This window comes from Gryllotalpicola protaetiae (assembly GCF_003627055.1).
Classification (GTDB): Bacteria; Actinomycetota; Actinomycetes; order Actinomycetales; family Microbacteriaceae; genus Gryllotalpicola; species Gryllotalpicola protaetiae.
This window is the reverse complement of the sequence record NZ_CP032624.1, coordinates 2,621,046-2,640,847: the sequence shown is the minus strand read 5'-3', so window position 1 is coordinate 2,640,847 and position 19,802 is coordinate 2,621,046. Positions and strand designations below refer to the sequence as shown.

Genomic DNA, 19,802 nt, shown 5'->3' with positions numbered 1-19,802 from the left:
GTCACCCGCGCACGCGGGCGAGTGCGCGCGTGACGGGCGGGGTGAAGACCAGCACGAGGCCGGCGAGGCCCAGCGCGATGAGCACCACACCCTCGAGCGGCCCCGCGATCAGGCCCTCGAGGGCGCCGACGCCGACCACGAGCTGAATCAGCTGCCAGACGACCGTCAAGGGACGCGCCCAGCGCCGCTCGAGCCACACCCCGACAGCGGCGAGGCCGGCCCACAGGAATCCGATCACCAGGCATGCGACGAATGCGAACCCGTCGGCCTCGACGCGCGCGCCGTGCGCCGCGAACTGCACTATGGTGAGTGCGGTTGCACCGAGCACCAGCACCGCCTCGATGCTCAAGATCACCGCAAGGGTTGCCACGACCGCTCGCGATCCCTTATCAGACACGGGTTTCAGGCTTGTGTTCACAGGGTTATCCCACTCAAAACTATTGATCTGACTCCACCCCCCATGGGAGGATATAGGGGTCCGGTAAATCGCTCACGGGGCTGTGGGCAGGTCGAAAATCCCCACGATCTTAGGCCCTGATCCCCGGTCGTCATTTAAGCCGACGAGTTGACCCGAACCACCCTCGTCTGCTGTCTGCAACAAGAGGAGCATCCCCATGGACTGGCGCGACAAGGCTGCATGTCTGACCGCTGACCCCGAACTGTTCTTCCCGGTCGGCAACACCGGCCCGGCGGTCGATCAGATCGAGAAGGCCAAGCAGGTCTGCGGCCGTTGTCCGGTCACCGAGGTGTGCCTGCAGTACGCCCTCGAGACCGGCCAGGACTCGGGTGTGTGGGGCGGCCTGTCAGAAGACGAGCGCCGCGCACTCAAGCGCCGCGCCGCTCGCGCGCGCAGGAGCGCATAACGCGTCGCGCCCGCGCCGTAGCGCATCAGGTGCAGCTCGCGCCTGCCACGGCCCGTAGGAACCGGCCCTAGGACGCACGCTTGTTCCTACGCGCCGGCCGTTGCATAGGAACAATCCGGCGAATTAGGGCCCGACCCTACTGCGCGTTCGCGCCGGCCCCGCTCGTCAGGTAGCGCAGCGGGACCTCCACCGTCACCTCGGTGCCGGCGCCCATCATGGTGTGCCAGTCGATCGAGCCGCCCAGTTCGCCCTGGATGAGCGTGCGGACGATCTGCGTGCCGAGCCCGGCGCCGACCTTGCCCTCCGGCAGGCCGGTGCCGTCGTCGACGATCTTCACCGTGAGCTGCTCGTCGCTGCGCTCGGCGATGATCTGAACCTCGCCGGAGCGGTCGGCGAGGCCGTGCTCGACCGCGTTCGTCACGAGCTCGGTGAGCGCGAGCGCCAGAGGCGTCGCCGCCTCGCTGGGAAGCACGCCGAAGCGGCCCTTCTTCACCGGGTGCACCGAGGTGTTGTGGCCTGCGGCGACCTCGGCCACGAGCAGCAGCACGCGGTCGAAGACGTCGTCGAAGTCGACCGTCTGCGCGAGCCCCGTCGACAGCGTGTCATGCACGACGGCGATCGCGGCGACGCGGCGCTGCGCCTGACTGAGCGCATCCTTCGCCTCGTCGGAGTGGGAGCGGCGGGCCTGGATGCGCAGCAGCGAGGCCACCGTCTGCAGATTGTTCTTCACGCGGTGGTGGATCTCGCGGATCGTCGCGTCCTTCGTGATCAGCTCGCGCTCCTGATGGCGCAGCTCGGTGACATCGCGCACCAGCACGATCGCGCCGACCCGCTCGCCCCTGTTGCGGATCGGGATCGCGCGCAGCGACACCGTCACACCGCGCACGTCGATGTCGGTGCGCCACGGCGCCCGGCCGGTGACGACGAGCGGCAGCGACTCGTCGAAGGCCGCGTGCCCGGTGAGCAGACGCGTGGTCACCTCGGCGAGCGACTCGCCCTCGAGCTCGTCGGTGAAGCCGATGCGGTTGAACGCCGACAGCGCGTTCGGACTCGCGAAGGTGGTGATGCCCTCGACGTCGAGGCGGATCAACCCGTCTGAGGCGCGCGGAGCGCCGCGGCGCGGCCCGCTCGGCGCCCCGAGGTCGGGGAAGTCGCCGCTGGCGATCATCGAGAACAGGTCGTTCGCGCAGTCGTTGAAGGTGAGCTCCTGGCGGCCGGGGGTGCGCGCCTCGCTCAGGTTGGTGTGGCGGGTGAGCACCGCGATCGGGGAATCCGTCGTCCTCGCGCTCGCCGAGCCGAGCCGCCGCAGCACGGGCACCGCGCGCACCCGCGTCGGCGTCTCCTCGTACCATTCGGGGGCGCTCGAGTCGACGATCTCGCCCGTGTCGAACGCCTGCATCACCTGGGGGCGCCATTCCGGCCGGATCTTCTGCCCGACGATGTCGCGATAGAACAGCGTCGCCGCGCTCGACGGGCGCGAGTGCGCGACGGCGATGAAGCCGTCCTCGGTCGGCACCCACAGCACGATGTCGGCGAACGCGAGGTCGGCGAGCAGCTGCGCGTCGCCGACCAGCATGTGCATCCACTCGATGTCCTCGGGGGTGGAGCGCCCATGCGCGATGACCAGGTCACTGAGGGTCGACACGACTCAAGTCTAGAGAGCGGGCCGCTGCCTGCGCGGCGGGGTGCGCCCGCCTCGGTCGCGCGCTGCGGCGTCGCCGTGCCGGCGCGGGCTCTGCCAGGCCGAGCAGCGTGGAGTGCACCAATCTGCGGATCGCCTCGCGCGCCGCGGAGCGCGGGGCCGCCGCCGCCAGCGGGCAGGCCGCGAGCATCGCCACGTCGAACGCCTGAGGGTCGTCGGGGACCAGTGCGGCCGGGCTCACCCCGCCGAAGCGCTGCAGCGCGGCGGTCACCTGTCCACCGGGGTTCGCGCCGAGCACACCCGCTCGCACCCGGTTCACCACGAGGGAGTGCCGCGCGCGGGGCGCCGCCGCCTCGGCATCCGCCCGCCCGCGCAGCAGCCGGGACAGCCCCAGCGGGTCTGCGAGACCGACCGACACGAGCTGTGTCGCATGCTCGAGGGTCGTGAGCGTCGCCGCGTTGCGGCGCGGCGCGAACAGGTCGCTCGCGATCTCTTCGTCGGCCTCGAGGTTGAACCCCACATCGATCACCACGTGATCGACCCACCCGGCGACGGCGTCGATCACGCGCGCGACGCGCTCGCTGCCGAGCTCAGGCCAGCGACTCGGCCGGGCGATGCCGGTGAGCACGGCCAGCGAGCCGCGCGGCACGGGCACGTACTGCGCGACGCGATCGAACTCGGCGCGCGTGAGTGCATCGTTTCCCGCGAGGCGGCACGCGGCGGCGAAGCCGGGGGTCTCGTCGAGCAGCCCCAGCCAGGGCGCGACGGCGCCGCCGTAGCTGTCCGCGTCGATGAGGGCGACCGTGCTGCCGACGAGCGCCAGCTCTGCCGCGATCGAGATCGCGAGCGACGTGCGGCCCGGCGCCCCCGCAGGACCCCACACCGCGATGACGGATGCCTCGGCCGTCGCCGCCTGCGCCTCGCCTGCTGCGGGCACCGTCTGCGCCGAGAGCAGCCGCTCGAGCTCGGCCCAGCCCGCCGGCTCTGCGAAGACCTCCGGCGCCCCTGCGCGTGCCGCGACCTCCCGCTCGTCGGCAGTGCCGGCGAGCACGACCAGGCGCGTTCCGGTCGCGGCGGCCGCCGCGCGCAGCTCGGGCGTGAGGCGCGAGCGCGTCGCAGAGACGACCGCGATGTCGATCTCGTGCGCTGCGAGCGCCGTCGACAGCTCCCCGGCGGTCTGCACGCGCGCGACGACGGCGTGCCCGGCTGCGAGCGCCCCCGGCAGCAGCGCGTCCTCGGTGCGCCGGTCGAGGCTCAGCGCGAGCTGCGCCATCAGGCGCCCGCCGGCAGCACGGTGATGTCGTCGCCGTTGGCGAGGGATTCGAGCAGCTCGGCCGTCGAGTCCTTCGGCAGCCGCACCTCGACGGCGACCCCGCCGCCAGCGCCCAGCCCCGAGTCGCGCACCACCCGCACCACGGTGCCGCTCGGCACCAGCACGCGCGGCGCCTTGAACTTCGGTGCCCCCGCGCCGGCGCCCGCACCCGAGGCCTCGGCCGACCACACATCCACCGAGCTGCCGACGTCGACCGAGGCGGGCAGCTCGCCGTCGACGCTGATCACGACACTGGTCTCACGCTGCGCCGACGCCGCCCCGAGCGCCCCGACGGGCACGAGCTCGCCGGCGGCGATCGTGCGCGTGACGACCGTGTCAGGCTGCGGCGCCGCGTGCAGGTACGCCGACGCGGTCTTCCCGAGTCGCACCCGCACTCCCACCAGGTCGCCGGCCGCGACCTCGTCGCCTGCGGCGAGCGCGTGCCGGGCGGCGTACACCTCGACGCTGCGATCGGACGCGGCGACCAGCCCGGCCACCCCGGCGACCGATGCGACGACGAGCACGAGCCCGAGCAGGAAACGGGGCTCGCGCCAGGCGGGGCGGGGTCGGGGCGCAGGGCTGGGCGAGCTCATGGCACCATGCTGGCGAATCCGCAAGGGTCAGGAGAAAGTTATCCACACCGCACCCGGCGGCGCGCAGGTGTCGACACAATGGATGACATGATCAGCCACTCGGCAGGCGACGCCGCCCGGTTCCTGACGACGGCCGACTGCGCGGAGATCCTGAACGTCGAGGTCGCCGACGTGAGCGCCCTGGTCGAGACGGGCGAGCTGCCGGCGATCAAGGTCGGGGCGCAGTGGCGCATCGAGCGCGAGGTGCTCGAGTCGTACATCGCGAGCCTCTACGAAGAGCAGCGGCGGCACGCCCTGTGGGAGCAGTCGGACTACGCGAGCCTCGCCGAGCTGTCCGGCGGCACCATCATCCGCCCCGGGGACTGAGGCGGCGCGGCGTCAGAGCCGCAGCATCGTGATCGCCCCGAGCGCGACGACACGGCGCTCGAGCACGCTCGACTCGCGCCGCACGGCGCCGCGCTCGTGCACGGCGAGGTCGAGGTGATCAGCACCCACGCGGTCGATGGTGCCGTGCACCGGCGCCGGTTGCGCGCGGTCCGCCACGTCGACCGGGACGCGCCGGCGCGCGAGGTCGCGCAGGACGACGCCGATGCCGATCTTCCCGGTGAGCGCCTCGGCGGCGCCGGGCTTCTGCTCCGGCATCCGCCCTCTGCTCGCCTGCAGCTGCGCCGCACTCAACGAGACCGATGCGATCGCGCCGAGCGGCACCACGCACTCGCTGCCGCCTGCCAGTTCTGCCGCGAGCCAGTCGCGGCCCACAGTGGCGAGCGTGAGGTCGACGGCCGAGCCGTCGAGAAGGCGCAGCCGGATGCTTCGCTCGCCGGTCGCGACGAGGGCGGCGAGCCGCTCGCGCAGGCTCGTGCGAGCCGCCCGCAACCGTTCCTCCTCGCCCCGCTGCTGCGTGTTTTCGGTCACCAGCTGGGCCTCGAGCTGGGCCTCGAGGTCGTCGAACAGCAGGTCGAAGCGCATGGCCCGACGCTACCCGCGCACCTCAGGCGGGGAAAAAGTTATCAACAGTCGAAAGATCCTCTGGTGCCGCATGGGTGACCCATGAAAGGGTCACAAGCACTCGACGAGCGTCTCGTCGAGATCGCACAGGTTCTTGGGGGGAAGATGGCGAACGCACAACGCCATGAGCGGTTCGATGCCGATGATTTCTTCGGGGTTCAGCGCACGGCCGATCTGCCGGATCCCGAGCCCCTCATCACCAACCTGACCCGCTGCGTCATCGAGATCCTCGCGGGCGCCCGCGAGCTCGAGCAGATCGCGCGGTGGATCAGCGACGACGTCTACACGAGGCTGTCGCGCCGAGTGAGCTTCGCGGCCCGCTCGCGGTCGCTGAAACGCACACCTGCGCAGCGACCGCGCATCACGATCCTCTCCATCCGCACCTTCGAGCCCGACGCCGGCGTCATCGAGGCGACCGTGGTCGTGCAGATGCCACAGCGCGTGCGGGCCGTGGCGCTCCGACTCGAAGGCCTCGACTCGCGCTGGCGCGCGACGAGCATCAGCGTTCTCTGACGCGCTCTGAGCTACCTGCGGCGGTTCTGGGCCCGGCGCTCAGCGCGGTTCTGCGGCTCCGGCGCATCGGCGGCGGTCTCCGTTCGCTGGCCGAACGCCCCACGACCGCCCTGCTGCGCCGCGGGAGCCTGAGGCTCGCCCTGCTGCAGCTCACGACGGCGCGCTGCGCGCTCTGCGCGCTCCGATGCCGCCCGGTCGACCTGCCCGCCCTGACCGCGCACCTCGACGCCGCCCGAGTCGCTCGGCGCCGAATACGACAGGCCCTGCTGAGCAGACTGCCCGAGGCCCTTCGCCGCGACGCCCGAGACCTCGCCGGCGGCCTGCGTCACCTCGACCTCGAGGTTGAACAGGAATCCGACCGTCTCTTCGCGGATCGCGCCCATCATCTGCTGGTACATCGCGAAGCCCTCGCGCTGGTACTCGACCAGCGGGTCGCGCTGCGCCATGGCGCGCAGGCCGATGCCGTCCTTCAGGTAGTCCATCTCGTAGAGATGATCGCGCCAGCGGCGATCGACCACCGAGAGCACGACGCGGCGCTCGAGCTCGCGCATGGCCGGCGAGCCCAGCTGCTCTTCGCGGCGCTGATAGGCGACGTGCGCGTCTGAGATGATCTCGCGGCGCATGAAGTCGCGGTTGATGCGGCCCTTCGAGCCGGCCTCGGCGATGACCTCGTCGATCGAGATGCCGACGGGGTAGAGCGTCTTCAGCTCGCTCCACAGCGCGTCGAAGTCCCAGTCGTCGCCGTTGCCCTCGCCGGTGTGCTCATCGAGGACTTCGTCGATCACGTCGTCGAGGAACTTCTGCACACGCTCGTGCAGGTCGTCGCCCTCGAGGATGCGGCGGCGATCGGAATAGATCGCCTCACGCTGGCGGTTCAGCACGTCGTCGTACTTGAGGACGTTCTTGCGGATCTCGGCGTTGCGCGCCTCGACCTGCGACTGCGCGCTGCGGATCGCGCGCGACACGAGCTTCGACTCGATCGCGAGGTCGTCGGGCGTCGAGGCCCTGCCGAGCAGCGATTCGGCCGCGCCCGCGTTGAACAGGCGCATCAGGTCGTCGGTCAGCGACAGGTAGAAGCGGCTCTCGCCCGGGTCGCCCTGACGGCCGGAACGGCCGCGCAGCTGGTTGTCGATGCGGCGCGACTCGTGGCGCTCGGTGCCGAGCACGTACAGGCCGCCGGCGTCGCGCACCTTGTCGGCCTCTTCGGCGGCGGCGGTCTTGAGCTTCTCGAGCGTCTCGTCCCACGCGGCCTGGTACTCCTCCGGCGTCTCCTCCGGTGAGAGACCGCGCGCGTTCAGCTCGGCGACGGCGAGGAACTCGACGTTGCCGCCGAGCATGATGTCGGTGCCGCGGCCGGCCATGTTGGTCGCGACGGTGACGGCGCCGAGGCGACCGGCCTGCGCGACGATGGCGGCCTCACGGGCGTGGTTCTTCGCGTTCAGCACCTCGTGGCGCACGCCGCGCTTGGCGAGCAGCCGCGAGAGGTACTCGCTCTTCTCGACCGAGGTGGTGCCGACGAGCACGGGCTGGCCCGCCTCGTGACGCCGCACGATGTCCTCGACGACCTGCGCGAACTTGACCTCTTCGTTCTTGTAGACGAGGTCGGACTGGTCCTTGCGGATCATCGGCTTGTTGGTCGGGATCACGACGACGCCGAGCTTGTAGGTCGACATGAACTCGGCCGCCTCGGTCTCGGCGGTACCGGTCATGCCCGACAGCTTCTTGTACAGACGGAAGTAGTTCTGCAGCGTGACGGTCGCGAGCGTCTGGTTCTCGGCCTTGACCGGCACGCTCTCCTTCGCCTCGATGGCTTGGTGGATGCCCTCGTTGTAGCGACGGCCCATCAGGATGCGGCCGGTGTGCTCGTCGACGATGAGCACCTCGTCGTTCATGACGACGTAGTCCTTGTCGCGCTTGAACAGCGCGTTCGCCTTGATGGCGTTGTTGAGGAACGAGATCAGCGGGGTGTTGGCCGACTCGTAGAGGTTGTCGATGCCGAGGTAGTCCTCGACCTTCGCGATTCCTGGCTCGAGCACGCCGACGGTGCGCTTCTTCTCGTCGACCTCGTAGTCCTCGCCGGGGGTCAGGCGGGTCGCAAGCCGCGCGAACTCGGTGAACCAGCGGTTAGCCTCGCCCGACGACGGGCCCGAGATGATGAGCGGCGTGCGCGCCTCGTCGATGAGGATCGAGTCGACCTCGTCGACGATCGCGAAGTTGTGGCCGCGCTGCACCATGTCGGCGGCCTGCCACGCCATGTTGTCGCGCAGGTAGTCGAAGCCGAACTCGTTGTTCGTGCCGTAGGTGATGTCCGCCGCGTACTGCTCGCGGCGCTCCTCGGGCGTCTGGCCGGCGAGGATCACGCCGGTCGTCATGCCGAGGGCGCGGAACACGCGGCCCATGAGCTCGCTCTGGTAGCTCGCGAGGAAGTCGTTGGTGGTGATGACGTGCACGCCCCTGCTCGGGATCGCGTTGAGGTACGCGGCGGTCGTCGCGACGAGGGTCTTGCCCTCACCGGTCTTCATCTCGGCGATGTTGCCGAGGTGCAGTGCCGCGCCACCCATGATCTGCACGTCGAAGTGCCGCATGCCGAGCACGCGCCTAGCTGCTTCGCGAACAGCCGCGAAGGCCTCTGGGAGCAGGTCGTCGAGGGTCTCGCCCTCGGCCCAGCGCTCGCGCAGCTCGACGGTCTCGTTGCGCAGCTCTTCTTCGGTGAGCTCCTTGAAATCGTCTTCGAGGGCGTTGACCGCCTTGGCGTACCCCTCGAGCTTGCGCAGCAGCCGGCCTTCGCCGACGCGCAGGACCTTTTCCAGGACTGAGGCCACTGAAGAACTCCATGTTCATTGAGCGCCGTCGCTTCGGCGGCGCAGGCTGCGCAGCCCTACGGGCCGCACTGTTGGGACGGAATCCCGGCAAGTCTAGACCGGCAGGTTACTGAAGCCCTGAACGCAGAAAGGGGGTGGGGATGCCTGATGATCCCCACCCCCGATCACAGAACCGCTACCTGACGGACTCGAGCTTGCGCGCGGCCGTGGCGGCCTCCTGCAGCTCGTCGGCGTCGTCGTCGAGCTGGATCACGCCGTAGTCCCAGCCCTTGCGCCGGTAGACGACGCTCGGCCGCTCGGTCTCGGCGTCGATGAAGAGGTAGAAGTCGTGGCCGACGAGCTCCATGTAGTAGAGCGCGTCGTCGACGGTCATCGGAACGGACGCGAACGTCTTCGTACGGATCACGACGGGGCAGTACTCGTCCTTCTCCGGAGGCTCAGCGGCCTCGGCCTGCACCGGCACGGCGCCCGTCGCGAGCTGGGTGAGCGTGTTCCCCGAGATCGGCGTCAGGTCGGTCTGGGCGAACGCGCCGCTCGCCGCGTCGTGCAGCGAGGTCGGCCGGTGGGCTCCGCCGCGGTGCACCTTGCGGCGGTCCTTCGCGCGGCGGACGCGCTCCAGGAGCCGGCCGATGGCGATGTCGAATGCCGCGTACTTGTCGGCAGCCGTCGCCTCCGCGCGGACCACGGGCCCCCGTCCGACGAGAGTGAGCTCGACCTTGTCGTCGCCGGGGGTGCCCTTGCGGGTGGTGAGGCGCGAGAGCTTGATCTCGAAGACAAGAGCTCGCTCGGCCAGGTGGGAAACCTTGTCGGCCTTCTCGGTCACGTATTCGCGAAAACGGTCCGTGATCTGGGCGCCGCGTCCGACGATGTCGATTTCCATCGCAACCTCCTGTTCGCGGTGCGTTTCCCCCGTCGTTGCCGGTGGGAATCCTCGCACCTGCTATGTGCCGACCAACCTAGTTCGGCGCTCTGGCGATGTCACGAGGCTTTTCTCCGCATTTCGACGTCTGCTCCCAGCTTCGGCAGGCGCCGCTCGGTGCGTGCGAGCGCGACGGCGCCGAGCACGACGCAACCCACCGCGCGAAACGCCCGGTCAGCCTCCAATACGGTGGCCCCGGTGGTCACGATGTCGTCGATGATGAGCACCGCGCGCCCCGCCGCGGCAGATTTCACTGTCAGCGACTGCGCACGGTTCGCGAACCTCGATGTGGTATCTAAGTTGGATTGATCTTGAGTCTGTCTGACGGTGCGCAGCAGCCGGGAGTCACTAAAGCCGGCGTGGCGCAGCAGCAGCGGGACGTGTCGGTACCCACGGCGACGGAACGCCGAGCGCGAGCTCGGGATCGCCGCGACCTCGACGCGGCCGTGCAACGCGATTGGCGCCTCGACGAGCGCGGCGCGCACGACGCGGCGCAGCACCCCGGCGAGTGCGGGCGCGGCATCCGTTCGCCCACCGTCTTTGAAGGCGAGCAGGATGCTGCGCGGCGCTCCCCCGTAGTCGAGCGCGTGCCACACCGGGAGCTCGCTGCCGTCGTCGCGGCGCAGCGTCTCGTGCACGACCGGCGCCGCCGCGAGCTCTGCGCGGCACGCCGAGCAGAGCGCGCGATCAGGTTCGCCGCAGCCGGCGCACTCGGTCGGCGCGAGCACCGCCCAGGCATCCAGCACCGCTTCGCGCACGCCGGCCCACATGGCCACCGATCCTGCCCGACCCGCGCGTGGCGTGCGTCGCCGCCGGGCGCGGGCTGTGGACAGTTACTGGCCGCGACCCTGCTGCGTCGCGAGCACGTCGACATCGGTCGCCGCCGTCTGCCAGCCGTTGCCGGCCGGCGTCTCGAGCGAGCCGTCCGAGCCGAGCACCCAGAGATCGTTCGCCGGGTTGCCTGCGGCGAGCATCACGCCGCCCGCGGGGCCGGTGGTCGGGTCGGAGAGCGTGCCGCCGATCTGCTGGGTGACGATCGCGGTGCCTCCCTGCGGGCTGACCCCGAGCACCGCGACCGACAGTTCGTCGGTCCAGGCGAGGCTGAGGCCGGACGACAGGCCGAGGCTGCCGAGGTCGACGGGCTCGGCGATGCGCGTCGGGTGGCCGGTGGCGTCGCGCACGATGCCGGCCACCATCAGATGCGACTGCCCGTCGGTCGTGCTGACGAGGGCGGCGAGCCTGGTGCCGTCGCGCGAGACGGCGAAGGAGATGAGTTGCCGCGCGTCCGGCCAGGCGGCCGCCAGAGCCGCCGTCGTGCCGTCGCCTGCCGAGACGGCGAACGGCTTGCTCGCATCGGAGGCTCCGGACCACACGATGCCGTGGCTGTCGATCGATGGCGCGATGAGCCCGGCCCGCTGATCGACGCGCACCGGTGCGGACAGGCTCTGGGACACGGCGTAGACCGAGCCCCCCGCGAGCGCGGCCGCAGCCGTCCCGTCGCCGAGCGCCGTGACCGCGGTCGGGTGCAGTGCGACCACCTGGTCGGCGATGCCGCCGAGCGAGACGACGGATTTGCTCGAAAGGTACCCGAACTTGCCGCCCTTCAGCACGAGCGGGTTCGAGGCGATGGCGGGGTCGCGTGAGGCATCCGTCGCCCCGCTCACGCTCTGCGCCACGCCGCCGACGGTGAGCGCGACCGATGACGCGGTGGCGCCGAGGCTCTCGGTGAGCTGCTCGTCCATGCGGTTCACGGTCTGCTCGTCGGCGCCGGCCGCGACGGCGTTGAGGGCGACCTGCGCGACGCCCCCGTTCACCACGACCGCGCCGCTCGCAAGCTGCGTGCCCTTCGGGAACGCAGTGACGAGCGCGTCCTGCAGCCACGGCGAGGGGCCGGCGAGCAGCGCCTTGGTGATGCGCGTAGCGATCGTCGTGCGCGACGACGGGAACCAGCGCAGGTCGGGCACGAGGAAGCGGAAGTCGGGGCTGTAGAAGTACAGCTGATGCGGGCTGAACACATTCTGGAACTGGTCGCCGTCAATCACGATGCCGTTGGGCGCCTGCGAGATGCGCCATTGCCCGTGCTGCTTCACGAAGGAGTACGGCAGCGCCACCGGCGCCTGCGAGTCGGCAGCACGGTATTCGCCGGTCTGGTCGATGAACGCCTGCGGGGTGATGTCGACCTTGAGCTGGGTCGAGTTCACCCGAGTCGCCTCGGTGCGCAGCGCCGCGCGGTCGACCGTGACGGAGTAGTCGGGGTTCCACTGGCTGCGGAACGAGTCGGAGAGGAACTCGCGCGCGATCTGATAGCTGGTCTCCGGGCTCACGGCCGCCGCGATGAAGCCGTTCAGGATCTGCTCCTGCGACTCGCCGTCGCCCGGCCCGAGAGGGTGGTAGTCGATCGGCCCGAACGGGTCGTCGTGCGCGGACACCGACCCGCCGCGGGCCACGGGTCCGCTGCGGGGGATGGTGGCGCACGCGGTGAGAACGGATGCCACGAGCAGCGCGACCACGGCCAGCAGCCCTGCCGTGCGGAGCCTCATGACGCGCCCCCTTCCGCGTCGGCCGGCTGCAGCGGGATCGGCGACTCGGCGATCACCGCGCCCCGCCCTCGCGGCAGGGTGAGCCGGAAGCACGAGCCCTCCCCCGGGCGCGACCACACGTCGATGACGCCGCCGTGGATCAGCGCGTCCTCCTGCGAGATCGCGAGGCCGAGGCCCGTGCCGCCGATCGTGCGGCGCCGCGACGGGTCGGCCCGCCAGAACCGGTCGAAGACGTGGCCGACGTCGCTCTCGCTCATGCCCATGCCGTGGTCGCGCACGGCGAGCGCGACGGCGGTCGAGTTGCTGTCGACGATGACGTCGATCGGCTTGCCCTCGCCGTGCTCGATCGCGTTGCCGAGAAGGTTGCGGATGACGCGGCGGACGCGGCGGGCATCCATCGGCACCTCGGAGTAGCCGCCGGGGGCCGAGAGCCGCAGCTCGGTGCCGTTCGCGTGCGCGAGCGGCTCGAACTCCTCGATGGCGTCCTCCGCGAGCTTGACGACACTCGTCGACTCGATCTCGAGCGACACAGAGCCCGCGTCGTAGCGGCTGATCTCGAGCAGGTCGGACAGCAGCAGATCGAAGCGCTGGACCTGCGCGTGCAGCAGCTCGGCCGTGCGCGAGGTCGTCTCGTCGAAGGCGCCCTTGCGGTCGTAGAGGTGCTCAGAGGCCAGGCGGATGGTGGTCAGCGGCGTGCGCAGCTCGTGCGAGACATCCGACACGAATCTCTGCTGCAGCTGCGAGAGCGTCGCGAGCTGCGTGATTTGCTGCTGCAGGCTGTCGGCCATGGCGTTGAACGAGCGGGCGAGCGTCGTGAAGACGTCCTGCCCGTTCTCGGGGATGCGCACCTCGAGGTCGCCCGCGGCAAGACGGCGGCTGGTGACGGCGGCGAGCTGGATCGGCGCGACGACGAAGCGCACGACGACGAAGGTCACCGCCCCGATGAGCGCGATCAGGGCGACGCCCGCGAGCACGAGGGTGCGCTGCACGAAGTTCAGGGTCTGCTCCGCATCGCTCAGGTCGTAGCCGAGGAAGATCTGATACGTGCCGGCGGTCGGCAGCTGGATCTGAGCGCCGACGATGACGCCGGGGTGCGTCACCGTGTCCGGCGCGCCGTCGACGGGCAGCGCGACCGACTGCGAGTACAGCGTGTCGGACGACTTCGCGACGGCGGCCGCGAGCTGCGGCGAGATCATGGCCTGCGTCATGCCGCCCGCCGTGTAGTCGGTGGGCGCCTGCGGGTCGGCCGCCTGGCCCGGCTTGCGGATGAAGGCGAGCATGCGGCTCGACGAGGCTCCCTGGACTCGGGTCTGCACGACCTGGCCGAGCCCGAGCACCGTGGCCGGGTCGCTCGCGTCGGTCGCGTCGAGGGTCGCCTGCACCTGCTGCTGGGCACGGCTCGCATCGCGCAGCGCCTGCTCGAGGCGCGAGTTGTAGAGGTCGCTGCCGACCGAGTACGAGATGACGAGCCCGGTGACGAGGATGGCGACGCCCGAGAGGCAGACGGTGATCACCACGGTGCGGAACTGCAGCGAGCGCGACCACACGCGGGCGATCGCCGCCGGCCAGTCGGCGGGGCGGCGCCACCACGCCGTCGTCACCCGCAGAGCAGCCGTCGTCATGGGGTGAAGTTTAAGTGCGCGCGCTACGCGCCGGCGCGGTACCCGACGCCGCGCACGGTCTGCACGATGCGCGGATTGTCGGGGTCGTGCTCGACCTTGGCGCGCAGGCGCTGCACGTGCACGTTCACGAGGCGCGTGTCCGCCTTGTAGTGATAGCCCCACACCTGCTCGAGGAGCATCTCGCGGGTGAACACCTGCTGGGGCTTGGTCGCGAGCGCCAGCAGCAGGTCGAACTCGAGCGGCGTCAGGTTGATGCGCTCGTCGCCGCGGCGCACCTCGTGGGCGGCCACATCGATCGTGAGGTCGCCGACCTGGACCGACTGGCTCGCCGCGGCTGCGCTCGACGGGCGCAGCCGCGCGCGCACCCGGGCGACGAGCTCTTTCGGGTTGAACGGCTTCACCATGTAGTCGTCTGCGCCCGTCTCGAGCCCGCGCACCACGTCGGCCGTGTCGGACTTGGCCGTCAGCATGATGATCGGCACGCCGGAGAACGAGCGGAGCCGCTCGGCCACCTCGATGCCGTCGAGGCCGGGCAGCATGAGATCGAGCAGCACGAGATCTGGAGTGCTCTGCCGGAAAGCGTCGACGGCGAGCGCGCCGTCTGCGCAGAACACGGGATCGAAGCCTTCGCTGCGCAGGACGATTCCGATCATCTCCGCAAGCGCCGTGTCATCGTCGACAACGAGGATTCGTGTACTCAACTTCTCCCCAGATGGAGGCTCAAAAACGCAAGCCGATGGTCTGCGCTGTCTAGGTTAGTCGTTATGAGCGATCCGGCCGCCTGGCAGCCACCCCAGTACGGGGCCGCTCCCGCCTGGACCCCGCCGCCGAAGCCCGGGCTCATCCCGCTCCGGCCGCTCACCTTCGGCCAGCTGCTCGGCACCCCGTTCCAGGTGCTGCGCCGCAACGCGGGCGCGTTGTTCGGCTCGGCGATCCTCATCCAGGTCGTCGTGCTGCTCGGCACGCTGCTGATCGTCGGGGGCGTGACCGGCCTGTTCCTCTACCGGCTGTCGCGGGCGACGGATGCCGATCGCGACGCCATCACCGCGGGCGGCGTCGCCGCGGTCATCCTCGCGGCGCTCGTCACCGTCGCGCTCAGCGTCATCGCGAGCGGGTTCCTGCAGGGCATCGTCGTGATCGACGTCGCCAACGGCGTGCTCGGGCACAAGCCGCGCGCCGGCCAGCTGTGGCGCGCGACCCGCGGCCGGCGCTGGGCGCTCGTCGGTTTCGTCTTCCTCGTCGGCGCGGGCTTCGTCGTCGGCATCGCCGTGCTCGGCGGCATCGTGGCCGCGATCGTGATCCCCGGCGCCGTTAACGGCGGGAGCGGCGCCGGCGCGCTCATCGCCGTCGGCGTGATCGTCGGCATCCTGCTCTTCCTCGGGTTCCTCGTGCTGTGGGCGTGGGTGTGGGCGAAGACCTCGCTCGCGGCATCCGCCATCATGCTCGAGCGCCTCGGCGTCCGCGCCGGAATCGCGCGCTCGTGGCGGCTCGCCCGCGGCGGCTTCTGGCGCGTGTTCGGCGCCCAGCTGCTCGTCATCGTCATCTGCTCGGTGGCGACGCAGGTCGTCAGCACACCGATCTCGCTCGTCTTCCAGTTCGCAGTCGGCGCCGCTTTCCCGACCGGCACGCCGAGCTCGCTGACGGGCGTCGACACGACGTCGCTCACGATCGCCGCCGTGTCCTACGGCGCTCTGCTGCTCTTCACGCTGGTGATCGGCGCGGTGACCAGCGTCATCCAGGCGGCAGCAGGCGTCGTCGTCTACGTCGACCAGCGGATGCGCCGGGAGGGCCTCGACCTGACGCTCACACGCTTCGTCGAGGACCGGCAGGCGGGGCGCCCGCTCGGCGACCCGTTCGCGACGCCGCAGTTCGCGCCGCAGCCCGCGCCCGGCACGTGGTGAGCCCCAGCGCGGCGGGCGGCGGGCCACCGCTCACGCCCGACGACGACACCGCCCGGCGCTGGCTCGTCCAGGAGCTCAGCAAACCCGAGTACGCGTCGGCGCGGCCGAACTGGTTCGACGAGCTCAGCCAGCGGGTCTCGGACTGGTTCGACTCGCTGCACCTCGGCGGCACGGGCGGCTCCGGCGGCTGGCTCGCGGTCGCAGGCGGGGCACTCGTGCTCGCGATCGTCGTGTTCGCGGTGCTGCGCTTCGGCCTGCCCCGGCTGAACCGGCGCTCGCGCGCCGCGCGGCTCAGGGGTGAGGTCGCCGACACCCGCACGGCCGAACAGCTGCGCGCCGCCGCCGATCGCGCAGCCGCGCAGGGCGACTTCTCGCTCGCCGTGCTCGAACGCTTCCGCGCGATCGCGGCGTCGCTCGCCGAGCGCACGGTCGTCGCGGTGCGGCCGGGCACGACCGCGCACGAGGTGGCGCTCGCTGCAGCGGCCGTGTTCCCCGGCGACGCCGCCGGCCTCCGCGATGCCGCCGACACCTTCGACGCGGCACGCTATCTCGGCCGCGCGCAGGACCGCGGGTCGCACGAGCGGCTGCGCGAGCTCGACGAGCGGCTGCGGCGCACTGCTCCCGCCTTTGCGGCGGTGGCGCGATGACGGCGACGGATGCCCGTTCTGCGGCAGCGCCGGACCAGGCATCCGCCCCCGTGCTCACGCCCACGCTGGGTCGCCGTCTGCGCGCGTCCCGCGGCCGCATCGTGATCGGCGTGGTCGCCATCGTCGTGGCGGTCCTCGGCGTCCTCATCGCCGGGCAGTCGGCGCAGCAGCGGCCGCCGCTCGACCCGGCGAGCGCAACGCCGACCGGTGCGAAGGCGCTCGTCGAGGTGCTGCGCGCGCACGGCGTCGACGTGCGGCCGGCGACCACGCTCGAGCAGGCCGCCGACGCCGCGGCCGACGCGGCCCCGGACCAGGTGACGATCGCGGTGTACGACCCGAACCGTTTCCTTCCGGTCGCGAAGCTCGCCGGCGACGACCGCCTCGCTGAGCGCACGGTGCTCATCGCGCCGCCGAAGGGCATGGCGGACGCACTGCGGGCAGCCGGCCGGGACGTCGCCGTGATCCGCACGGCGAGCGTGCTCGAGAACCAGCACATCGCCGAGGGAGGCAACGCGGGCGAGGCGATCCGGCTGCTCGGCGGCACGCGGGTGCTGGTCTGGTACACGCCCGGCCTCAGCGACCTCGGAGTGACCGCGCCGAAGACCATCGCCGACCTCACGCCGCCGTGGGTGACGCCGCTCATCGTGCTCGCGGCGCTCATCGTCGCGGCGGCGGCCGCGTGGCGCGGGCGGCGCTTCGGCGCGCTCGTCATCGAGGACCTGCCGGTCGTCGTGCGCGCGAGCGAGGCGCTCGAGGGGCGCGCTCGGCTGTACCAGCGCTCCGACGCGCGGCTCACGGCGCTCGACGCCGTGCGCATGGGCGCGGTCGGGCGACTGGCGACGCGTCTCGGGCTGGGGCCGGGGGCGGCGGTGACGGATGTCTGCGCCGCCGTCGCCGCGCGACTGCGACTCGACCCGGCCGGGGTTCGCGGGACGCTGCTCGACGCCGAGCCCCGCACCGATGCCGAGCTCATGGAACTCACCCGGCGGGTGGCGGCGCTCGAGGCATCCGTCACCGGATCGAACCAACCTGGAGAATGGCACCGATGACAGCGGAAGACGATCAGCTCAGGCAGGCGTTCGCGCGGGTGCGCGACGAGGTGGGGAAGGCGGTGGTCGGGCAGGGCGGCGCCGTGAGCGGGCTCATCATCGCCCTGCTCGCGAACGGGCACGTGCTGCTCGAGGGCGTGCCCGGCGTCGCGAAGACGCTGCTCGTGCGCGCCCTGTCGACGGCGCTCGCCCTCGACACCAAACGTGTGCAGTTCACACCCGATCTGATGCCCGGCGACGTGACCGGCTCCGTCGTGTTCGACCCCGCGACGGCACAGTTCGAGTTCCGCGAGGGGCCTGTCTTCACGAACATCCTGCTGGCCGACGAGATCAACCGCACCCCGCCCAAAACGCAGTCGGCGCTGCTCGAGGCGATGGAGGAGCGGCAGGTCTCGGTCGACGGCGTCTCGCACCCGCTGCCCGCGCCGTTCATCGTCGCGGCGACGCAGAACCCGATCGAGTACGAGGGCACGTACCCGCTGCCGGAGGCGCAGCTCGACCGGTTCCTGCTCAAGGTCACCTTGCCGCTGCCCGAGCGCGACGCCGAGCTCGAGGTGCTGCGGCGGCACTCTGCGGGCTTCGACCCGCGTTCGCTCGCCACCGCGGGCGTCACGCCGGTCATCGGCGCGACCGAGATCGCGGCCGCCCGCGCAGCCGTCACCCGGGTCGGCGCGCGCGATGACGTGCTCGGCTACGTCGTCGACCTCGCCCGCGCGACGCGGCTGTCGCCGTCGGTGCGGCTCGGCGTCAGCCCGCGCGGCGCGACGGCCCTGCTCGCGGCCGCGAAGGCATGGGCGTGGCTGTCGGGCTACGACGCGATCACGCCCGATCACGTGAAGGCGATGGCCGTGTCGGTCTGGCGGCACCGCATCCAGCTGAGGCCAGAGGCCGAGCTCGAGCAGGTCACGCCCGACGCCATCCTGCAGTCGATCCTGCAGCAGGTGCAGGTGCCGATCTAGATGCCTGCGCTCGCCGAGACGTGCCAAAACGTCGCTGAGGCGGCGCGGACACCGCATTTCGGCACGTCTCGGCGCGGGCGCCGGAGGCGGCGATGGCGCTGACGGGACGGTTCACGGTGCTCGTCGCGCTGGGCGCCGTGCCGCTCGTGCTGCTCGGCGACACCGTCGGCGCCGCCTGGGGGGTGCTCGCCGGCTGGGTCGTGCTGTGCGCGCTGCTCGCGTCGGTCGATCTGTGGCTCGCCGCGTCGCCGCGCACGCTCGGGCTCGCGCGCGAGCTGCCCGCGCGGGTGCGGCTGGGCGAGTCGGTCGCGTCGGTGCTGCTCGTCGGCAATCAGGGGCGGCGGATGCTTCGGGCCGTCGTCCGCGACGCGTGGCAGCCTTCGGCCGGGCCCTCGACGGCGCGCCAGCGCGTCATCGTTCCCGGTGGCGAGCGCCGTGCCCTCACGCTGACGCTCACGCCGACGCGCCGCGGCGAGCGCCGCGTGGAGCAGGTGACGGTGCGGTCGTTCGGGCCGCTCGGCCTCGCCGCTCGACAGTCGGTGCTCGCCGCACCCGGGGCCGTGCGCGTGCTTCCGCCGTTCCTCTCGCGCAGGCATGTGCCGTCGCGGCTCGCGCGGCTGCGCGAGCTCGACGGGCGCACGGCGGTGAGGATCCGCGGCCAGGGCACCGAGTTCGACTCGCTGCGCGAGTACGTGCGCGGCGACGACGTGCGGTCGATCGATTGGCGGGCGAGCGCCAGGGCGACGACTCTTCCTCCCAAGCTCGTGGTGCGCACGTGGCGTCCGGAGCGCGACCGGCGCATCGTCGTCGTGGTCGACTCGAGCCGCACCTCTGCGGCGCGCATCGGCGACGAGCCGCGCCTCGACACCGCGATCGAGGCCGCCCTGCTGCTGTCGGTGATCGCCGACCGGGCCGGCGACCGCGTCGATCTGCTCGCGTACGACCGCCGGGTGCGGGCTCGGGTGCACGGCGCCTCGGGCGCGGAGTTGCTGAGCCAGGAGGTCGACGCGCTGGCATCCGTCAGCCCCGAGCTGATCGAGATGGACTGGCGCGCCGTGCCCGGCCAGGTGCGCGCGCTCACCGCACAGCGCGCGCTCGTCGTGCTGCTCACCTCGCTCGACTCGATCGGCGCGGCGCAGGGGCTGCTGGCGGTGCTCGGGCAGCTCACCGCCACGCACACGGTGCTCGTGGCATCCGTCACCGATCCTGTGGTCGCAGAAGCCGCGCGTCGCCTCGACGACCGTGCCGCGGTGTACCGCGCGGCCGCAGCCGAGCGCGCTCTGCTCGACACCGCGCGGCTCGGCGAGGCGGTGCGGGGACTCGGCGCGCACGTCGTCACCGGGACGCCCGAGGCGCTGCCGCCGGCCGTCACCGACGCGTACCTCGCGCTCAAGGCCGCCGGCCGCCTGTGA

19 protein-coding genes are annotated in these 19,802 nt (G+C 71.5%); 8 read left to right on the top strand and 11 right to left on the bottom strand.

What is annotated here, in order from left to right; translation table 11 throughout:
* Position 1: 1 nt before the first annotated feature.
* Positions 2–397 (bottom strand): hypothetical protein, encoded by a 396-nt coding sequence (locus D7I44_RS12780; RefSeq protein ID WP_162940267.1) that lies wholly within the window; start codon positions 395–397, stop codon positions 2–4.
* A 217-nt stretch (positions 398–614) separates the two neighbouring features.
* On the opposite strand from D7I44_RS12780, the gene D7I44_RS12775 reads away from it, so the two are divergent.
* The gene (locus D7I44_RS12775) at positions 615–863 is read left to right on the top strand and encodes a WhiB family transcriptional regulator (protein ID WP_120789842.1); all 249 of its coding nucleotides are present in this window, start codon (positions 615–617) and stop codon (positions 861–863) included.
* Between the two features lie 136 nt (positions 864–999).
* Here the strand turns inward: D7I44_RS12775 and D7I44_RS12770 are convergent, their stop codons facing one another.
* The 3 genes from D7I44_RS12770 to D7I44_RS12760 are packed head-to-tail and all read right to left on the bottom strand — an operon-like array spanning position 1,000 to position 4,410.
* Entirely contained in the window at positions 1,000–2,508 is a 1,509-nt protein-coding gene (locus D7I44_RS12770; protein ID WP_120789841.1) for a sensor histidine kinase, read from the bottom strand.
* Positions 2,492–3,778: a CpaE/TadZ family protein gene (locus D7I44_RS12765; RefSeq protein ID WP_120789840.1), complete on the bottom strand. Its 1,287-nt coding sequence runs from the start codon at positions 3,776–3,778 to the stop codon at positions 2,492–2,494. The genes D7I44_RS12770 and D7I44_RS12765 overlap by 17 nt, the downstream gene beginning before the upstream one ends.
* Positions 3,778–4,410 carry a hypothetical protein gene (locus D7I44_RS12760; protein ID WP_120789839.1) on the bottom strand — a complete coding sequence of 211 codons (633 nt, stop codon included), beginning with the start codon at positions 4,408–4,410 and terminating at the stop codon, positions 3,778–3,780. The genes D7I44_RS12765 and D7I44_RS12760 overlap by 1 nt, the downstream gene beginning before the upstream one ends.
* A gap of 87 nt (positions 4,411–4,497) precedes the next feature.
* Between D7I44_RS12760 and D7I44_RS12755 the strand changes: the two genes are divergently transcribed.
* Complete coding sequence (locus D7I44_RS12755) at positions 4,498–4,776, top strand: helix-turn-helix domain-containing protein (RefSeq protein WP_120790950.1); 279 nt, start codon at positions 4,498–4,500, stop codon at positions 4,774–4,776.
* A 12-nt stretch (positions 4,777–4,788) separates the two neighbouring features.
* On the opposite strand, the gene D7I44_RS12750 is transcribed toward D7I44_RS12755, so the two are convergent.
* Complete coding sequence (locus tag D7I44_RS12750) at positions 4,789–5,379, bottom strand: hypothetical protein (protein ID WP_120789838.1); 591 nt, start codon at positions 5,377–5,379, stop codon at positions 4,789–4,791.
* Between the two features lie 81 nt (positions 5,380–5,460).
* Between D7I44_RS12750 and D7I44_RS12745 the strand changes: the two genes are divergently transcribed.
* Positions 5,461–5,931, top strand: coding sequence for an Rv3235 family protein (locus tag D7I44_RS12745; RefSeq protein WP_220093771.1), 471 nt, complete (start codon positions 5,461–5,463; stop codon positions 5,929–5,931).
* 11 nt (positions 5,932–5,942) lie between these two features.
* On the opposite strand, the gene secA is transcribed toward D7I44_RS12745, so the two are convergent.
* From secA to mtrA, 6 genes are all read right to left on the bottom strand, one after another.
* Complete coding sequence (gene secA / locus D7I44_RS12740) at positions 5,943–8,753, bottom strand: preprotein translocase subunit SecA (RefSeq protein ID WP_120789837.1); 2,811 nt, start codon at positions 8,751–8,753, stop codon at positions 5,943–5,945.
* A gap of 175 nt (positions 8,754–8,928) precedes the next feature.
* The gene (gene hpf / locus D7I44_RS12735; protein WP_120789836.1) at positions 8,929–9,633 is read right to left on the bottom strand and encodes a ribosome hibernation-promoting factor, HPF/YfiA family; all 705 of its coding nucleotides are present in this window, start codon (positions 9,631–9,633) and stop codon (positions 8,929–8,931) included.
* Between the two features lie 98 nt (positions 9,634–9,731).
* Positions 9,732–10,442 (bottom strand): ComF family protein, encoded by a 711-nt coding sequence (locus D7I44_RS12730; RefSeq protein WP_120789835.1) that lies wholly within the window; start codon positions 10,440–10,442, stop codon positions 9,732–9,734.
* 63 nt (positions 10,443–10,505) lie between these two features.
* Positions 10,506–12,212 (bottom strand): LpqB family beta-propeller domain-containing protein, encoded by a 1,707-nt coding sequence (locus D7I44_RS12725; protein WP_120789834.1) that lies wholly within the window; start codon positions 12,210–12,212, stop codon positions 10,506–10,508.
* Positions 12,209–13,834: an MtrAB system histidine kinase MtrB gene (gene mtrB / locus D7I44_RS12720; RefSeq protein WP_120789833.1), complete on the bottom strand. Its 1,626-nt coding sequence runs from the start codon at positions 13,832–13,834 to the stop codon at positions 12,209–12,211. Before mtrB ends, D7I44_RS12725 begins: the two co-directional genes overlap by 4 nt.
* A gap of 23 nt (positions 13,835–13,857) precedes the next feature.
* Entirely contained in the window at positions 13,858–14,535 is a 678-nt protein-coding gene (gene mtrA / locus D7I44_RS12715) for an MtrAB system response regulator MtrA (protein ID WP_120789832.1), read from the bottom strand.
* A 63-nt stretch (positions 14,536–14,598) separates the two neighbouring features.
* Here mtrA and D7I44_RS18255 point away from each other — a divergent pair, with 63 nt between their 5' ends.
* The 5 genes from D7I44_RS18255 to D7I44_RS12695 all read left to right on the top strand — a co-directional run bounded on the left by D7I44_RS18255 (position 14,599) and on the right by D7I44_RS12695 (position 19,802).
* Entirely contained in the window at positions 14,599–15,735 is a 1,137-nt protein-coding gene (locus D7I44_RS18255) for a hypothetical protein (RefSeq protein WP_162940265.1), read from the top strand.
* Positions 15,732–16,382 (top strand): DUF4129 domain-containing protein, encoded by a 651-nt coding sequence (locus tag D7I44_RS18250; RefSeq protein ID WP_162940264.1) that lies wholly within the window; start codon positions 15,732–15,734, stop codon positions 16,380–16,382. Before D7I44_RS18255 ends, D7I44_RS18250 begins: the two co-directional genes overlap by 4 nt.
* Entirely contained in the window at positions 16,379–17,431 is a 1,053-nt protein-coding gene (locus tag D7I44_RS12705) for a DUF4350 domain-containing protein (protein WP_120789831.1), read from the top strand. The genes D7I44_RS18250 and D7I44_RS12705 overlap by 4 nt, the downstream gene beginning before the upstream one ends.
* On the top strand, positions 17,428–18,390 hold the full coding sequence (locus D7I44_RS12700; protein ID WP_120789830.1) for an AAA family ATPase: 963 nt from the start codon (positions 17,428–17,430) through the stop codon (positions 18,388–18,390). Before D7I44_RS12705 ends, D7I44_RS12700 begins: the two co-directional genes overlap by 4 nt.
* 92 nt (positions 18,391–18,482) lie before the next feature.
* Entirely contained in the window at positions 18,483–19,802 is a 1,320-nt protein-coding gene (locus D7I44_RS12695) for a DUF58 domain-containing protein (RefSeq protein WP_120789829.1), read from the top strand.

Coding starts and splice junctions, on each gene's coding strand:
- D7I44_RS12775 (WP_120789842.1), top strand. CDS start 615: ATGGACTGGCGCGACAAGGCTGCATGTCTGACCGCTGACCCCGAACTG.
- D7I44_RS12765 (WP_120789840.1), bottom strand. CDS start 3,778: ATGGCGCAGCTCGCGCTGAGCCTCGACCGGCGCACCGAGGACGCGCTG.
- D7I44_RS12760 (WP_120789839.1), bottom strand. CDS start 4,410: ATGAGCTCGCCCAGCCCTGCGCCCCGACCCCGCCCCGCCTGGCGCGAG.
- D7I44_RS12755 (WP_120790950.1), top strand. CDS start 4,498: ATGATCAGCCACTCGGCAGGCGACGCCGCCCGGTTCCTGACGACGGCC.
- D7I44_RS12750 (WP_120789838.1), bottom strand. CDS start 5,379: ATGCGCTTCGACCTGCTGTTCGACGACCTCGAGGCCCAGCTCGAGGCC.
- D7I44_RS12745 (WP_220093771.1), top strand. CDS start 5,461: ATGAAAGGGTCACAAGCACTCGACGAGCGTCTCGTCGAGATCGCACAG.
- hpf (WP_120789836.1), bottom strand. CDS start 9,633: ATGGAAATCGACATCGTCGGACGCGGCGCCCAGATCACGGACCGTTTT.
- D7I44_RS12730 (WP_120789835.1), bottom strand. CDS start 10,442: ATGTGGGCCGGCGTGCGCGAAGCGGTGCTGGATGCCTGGGCGGTGCTC.
- D7I44_RS12725 (WP_120789834.1), bottom strand. CDS start 12,212: ATGAGGCTCCGCACGGCAGGGCTGCTGGCCGTGGTCGCGCTGCTCGTG.
- mtrB (WP_120789833.1), bottom strand. CDS start 13,834: ATGACGACGGCTGCTCTGCGGGTGACGACGGCGTGGTGGCGCCGCCCC.
- D7I44_RS18255 (WP_162940265.1), top strand. CDS start 14,599: ATGAGCGATCCGGCCGCCTGGCAGCCACCCCAGTACGGGGCCGCTCCC.
- D7I44_RS12705 (WP_120789831.1), top strand. CDS start 16,379: ATGACGGCGACGGATGCCCGTTCTGCGGCAGCGCCGGACCAGGCATCC.
- D7I44_RS12700 (WP_120789830.1), top strand. CDS start 17,428: ATGACAGCGGAAGACGATCAGCTCAGGCAGGCGTTCGCGCGGGTGCGC.
- D7I44_RS12695 (WP_120789829.1), top strand. CDS start 18,483: ATGGCGCTGACGGGACGGTTCACGGTGCTCGTCGCGCTGGGCGCCGTG.